This is a genomic window from Haladaptatus sp. (assembly GCF_049589095.1).
Taxonomy (GTDB): domain Archaea; phylum Halobacteriota; class Halobacteria; order Halobacteriales; family Haladaptataceae; genus Haladaptatus.
On record NZ_JBAWAC010000245.1, the window covers coordinates 1 to 4,559 of the forward strand.

A 4,559-nucleotide genomic window follows, 5' to 3' on the forward strand; every position below is an offset into this window, starting at 1 on the left:
AAACTCGACAAACTCGTCGACGACGCCGTCGCTCTGCTCGAAAACGGGAGCGAGGTGCTGTTCGTCTCCTCCGGTGCCGTCGGCGCGGGGAAGGGCCGGGTCGGCTACCCCGACGACACCGTCGAGGAGTCACAGGCGCTCTCGACCGTGGGTCAGTCCCACCTCATGCGACGCTACACGGAGAGTTTCGAACGCTACGACCGAAAGGTCGCCCAGATACTGGTGACCCAGCACGACCTCGACAATCCGGAACGGTTCACCAACTTCCAGAACACGGTCGAAACGCTGTTGGGATGGGGTATCGTGCCCATCATCAACGAAAACGACGCCGTCGCCACCGAGGAGATTCGAATCGGCGACAACGACATGCTGTCGTCGTCCATCGCAATCGGCGTGGATGCGGACCTGCTGGTGACGCTCACGGACGTCGGCGGCGTGTACACGAACAATCCGAAGGAGGACCCCACGGCCGAACGCATCGCAGCGGTCGGTCGCAACTACGCGGAAATCCAGGAACTGGTGGACCGGAGTTCGACCGCCAAGTTCGGCGGCATCCAGACGAAGGTGTCCGGCGCACGGTCGGCGAGCGAACACGGAATCCCGGCGATCATCGCAAAATCCACGAAGGAAGACGTCGTAGACAGAATCATCGACGGAAAACCGGTCGGGACGATTTTCGTTCCGACTGACGACGCGCTCGACGACTGACCACTCTACAAACGATGGCCGAGAAATCCACCGAATCCAAAGTCGAAGAAGCACAGACCGCCGCGCTCGCGCTCGCGCAGCGAACCGACGACGACCGCTCGACGGCGTTGAACGCTATCGCCGACGCCATCCTGGCGAAAGAGGACGAAATCCTCGACGCCAACGAGCGGGACGTCCGCGAGGCGGAGGAGCGTCTCGCCGCGGGGGAGTACAGCCGAGCCCTCGTCGACAGACTCGAACTCTCGCCGTCGAAACTCGAAAGCATCGCGGAGATGGTTCGGAGCGTCGCGACGCGGGACGACCCCCTCGGGAAGACACTCACGGCGCGAAAACTCGACGAAGGACTGGAACTGTACAAGCGCACCGTCCCCATCGGCGTCGTCGGAACGATCTTCGAATCGCGGCCCGACGCCCTCGTCCAGATAGCCGCGCTCAGCCTCAAGTCCGGCAACGCGGTGATACTGAAGGGCGGCAGCGAGGCGAGTCACTCGAACAGGGTCCTCTTCGAAATCATCCGGGAGGCTACCGACGAGATGCCCGACGGCTGGGCACAACTCATCGAGGCCCGAGCGGACGTCGATACGTTGCTCGGCATGGACGACTCCATCGACCTCCTCATGCCACGGGGCAGTTCGGCGTTCGTGGAGTACATTCAGGACAACACGAGCATCGCCGTTTTGGGACATACGGAGGGAATCTGCCACGTCTACGTGGACGACGAGGCTGACCTCGAAATGGCGACGGAGGTCGCCTACGACGCGAAGGTCCAGTATCCGGCGGTGTGCAACGCCGTGGAGACCCTGCTGGTCCACGAGGACGTGGCCGCCGAGTTCCTGCCGAAAATAGCCGAGCGATACGAGGAAGCGGGCGTCGAATTGCGCGGCGACGAAGCCTCGCGCGACATCGTCGCCATGGAGGCGGCGAGCGAGGACGACTGGGCCACCGAGTACGGTGATCTGATCCTCTCGGTGAAGGTCGTCGAGTCGCTCGATGCGGCTATCGACCACATCAACGCGTACAGTTCGAAGCACACGGAATCCATCGTCACCGAGAACGGGGACCGCGCGAGCACGTTCATGCGAAGCCTCGACTCGGCGAGCGTGTTCCACAACGCTTCGACCCGGTTCGCCGACGGGTTCCGCTACGGACTCGGCGCGGAAGTCGGCATCAGCACGGGGAAGATTCACGCACGCGGACCCGTCGGCCTCGAAGGCCTGACGACCTATCAGTACTTCCTCGAAGGCGACGGGCAGGTCGTGGGGACCTACGCCGGGGAGGACGCCAAACCGTTCGTCCACGAGGAGTTCGACGGGGATTGGACCCCCGGTTCGCTATCCGACCGATAGGGTTCCGAACCGTATCGTGCTCCCGTCTTTGTTACTTTCTCCGACGTTCGGTAACCAACGATACTTGACCGATGAACGATACTCGACCCGCCACAATTTTTTCACTTTTTTCTGTATTATATTTTCGACTCAATAACGTATTTCTTGTAGCGGTCGCAATTCGAGGTGGGGAAATTCATGACTGATGATGATACACTGTACGGCAACCGACGGAACTTCCTTCGAACGGTCGGCGCGTTCGGTATCGTCGCCGTCGGCGGGACGGCGTCGGCAAATGAAGGGACTGGAAAGCACGATGACCATTGTGGTGGTGGACTCCGCGCTATTGCCCGTCACCACTATCGATTCTTCGAGGCGTTCACCTCGGACCTCGGACTTCCCGACGACACCGTGGAGGAGACGGGCGAGGGGATTCGGCGGTCGAACCGAACGTCCCCGTCGAACATCGCGATGTACGTCGTCAGTACGGTCGGTGCCGCCGAGCTCGGGGTGCTCTCCGAACGGGAAGCGAGGGGGCGCGTGGACGCCGTCGTCTCCACGTTGGAATCGGTGGAGACGTGGAACGGCCTCTTCCTCCGGTGGTACGATATCCGGACCGGACGGCCGTGGATGGAGACCCACGACGGGACGAAGTACGTCTCGACGGTGGATAACGGCCACCTAACCGCCGCATTGACCATCGTCGGTCTGGCGTACGGGGGCGAACTCGGGCGGAGAGCGCGACGCCTCGTCCGGGCACAGGACTACTCGCCGTTTCATCACCCGGACAACGGACGACTGATCGGCGGATACGATTACGAGAACGGACTCGACGACTGGACCTACGGGATGATAAACAGCGAACCCCGAGTCGCGAGTTACTGCGCCATCGGGATGGGCGATATCCCGAAGACGCACTGGTGGCGACCTCGCCGGACGTACACGCCGGACACCGACTGGACACAACAGCGTTCGAGCGGCGAGTGGCGCACGTACGACAGCGTCGACGTTTTCGAAGGGCACTACGAGTACGACGGAACGAAGTTCGTCCCCAGTTGGGGCGGCGCGCAGTTCGAGGCGTTAATGCCCTCCCTGTTCATCAAAGAGCGGGAACTCGGCCCCCGCGGGTTCGGACTGAACAACGAACGCTGGGTGCAGGTCCAGATCGACTTCGCGGATGCACAGAATTGGCCCGTCTGGGGTCTCTCCCCGTGCGGAACGCCCGACGGCTACGGATCGTTCGGCGTCCCCCAACAGGGAGCGTGGAAGGATCACTACGCGCCCGGACCAATCGTGACGCCCCACGCGACGTTCCTCGCCCTCGACTACGCGCCTCACGCCGCACTCGAAAACGTCCGCCGTCTTCGACGGATGGGAATCGACGGAACGTACGGGTTCTACGACTCGGTCAACGCCGAAACCGGCGAGTTGACGAAGAAGTACTACGCGCTCGATCAGGGCATGTCGATCGCCTCGATCGCCAACCACCTCACCGACGGCGTCCTCAGGGAGTACTTCCACGAGAGCGACGTCGGACGACGTCCGGAGGACCTCCTCGAACGAGAGGAGTTCTCCATCTGAGCACGTCCACGACGGGTGTCTCCCGGTTCGCCCGCCCATTTATCTTCCATTAATAAAAAGAAACAAGTTATCTCCTGACAATCGTTCTGTATGCGGCTACAAAACAAAACAGTGTTCATCACCGGAGCGGGTCAGGGCATCGGCGAGGCGACTGCCAAGCGGTGTGCCGAGGAAGGTGCGTTCGTGGTCTGTACCGACGTGAACGAGGAGACCGGGTCGGAGACTGTCGCGGACATCGAGGACGCCGGTGGCGAAGCGGAGTTCTTCGAACTCGACGTGACGGACGCGGACGCGTTCACGAATACCGTCGATGCCGTCGTCTCGGAGCGGGGACTGGACGTTCTGGTCAACAACGCCGGTGTCGGCCATCCTCCCGCATACGCGGAGGACGTGGACGATTCCGTTTTCGAAGGCGTCTTCGACGTCAACGTTCGCGGCGTCTGGAACGGTTGTCAGGCCGCGCTTCCGCACCTCAAAGAACAGGGGTCGGGCAACGTCGTCAACGTCGGTTCGTTGGCGTCGTTCTACGGCCTGCCGATGCAGTCGGTGTACTCGTTGACGAAGGGTGCCGTCCTCAACTTCACCCGTGCGGTCGCCGCCGAGGCGGGTCGCGACGGCGTTCGCGCGAACGCCGTCCTCCCGGCGTTCACGAACACCGAACTCGGAAACCAGTTCTTCGAGACGCGCTCGGACCCCGAGAAGGCGAAGGAACTCATGCTGAAACGCTACCCGCTCGGCCGATTGGCGGAACCCGAAGAGGTCGCCGATGCGATCCTGTTCCTCGCCAGCGACGAGGCATCGTTCGTGACCGGTCACGGACTCGTCGTGGACGGCGGGTTCTCGGTGCAATGATCGGGGATCCGGTGAGATAGGTTTGTTTCGCTCGGACCTATCTCTGTCTACAACGGGATCACGGACGTATCGTAACTCGATTCCATCGTATCA

4 protein-coding genes are annotated in these 4,559 nt (G+C 62.0%); all 4 read left to right on the plus strand.

The features are described 5' to 3' along the window. The coding region (gene proB, locus WBV42_RS08040; RefSeq protein ID WP_423985564.1) for a glutamate 5-kinase at nt 1-708 on the plus strand (708 nt) is incomplete at its 5' end. Between the two features lie 14 nt (nt 709-722). Next, nucleotides 723-2,054 (plus strand): glutamate-5-semialdehyde dehydrogenase, encoded by a 1,332-nt coding sequence (locus tag WBV42_RS08045; protein WP_423985565.1) that lies wholly within the window; start codon nt 723-725, stop codon nt 2,052-2,054. Nucleotides 2,055-2,231: 177 nt separating this feature from the next. Then, nucleotides 2,232-3,614 (plus strand): glucoamylase family protein, encoded by a 1,383-nt coding sequence (locus WBV42_RS08050; RefSeq protein WP_423985566.1) that lies wholly within the window; start codon nt 2,232-2,234, stop codon nt 3,612-3,614. A gap of 90 nt (nt 3,615-3,704) precedes the next feature. After that, the gene (locus tag WBV42_RS08055) at nt 3,705-4,466 is read left to right on the plus strand and encodes an SDR family NAD(P)-dependent oxidoreductase (protein ID WP_423985567.1); all 762 of its coding nucleotides are present in this window, start codon (nt 3,705-3,707) and stop codon (nt 4,464-4,466) included. Nucleotides 4,467-4,559 lie beyond the last annotated feature (93 nt).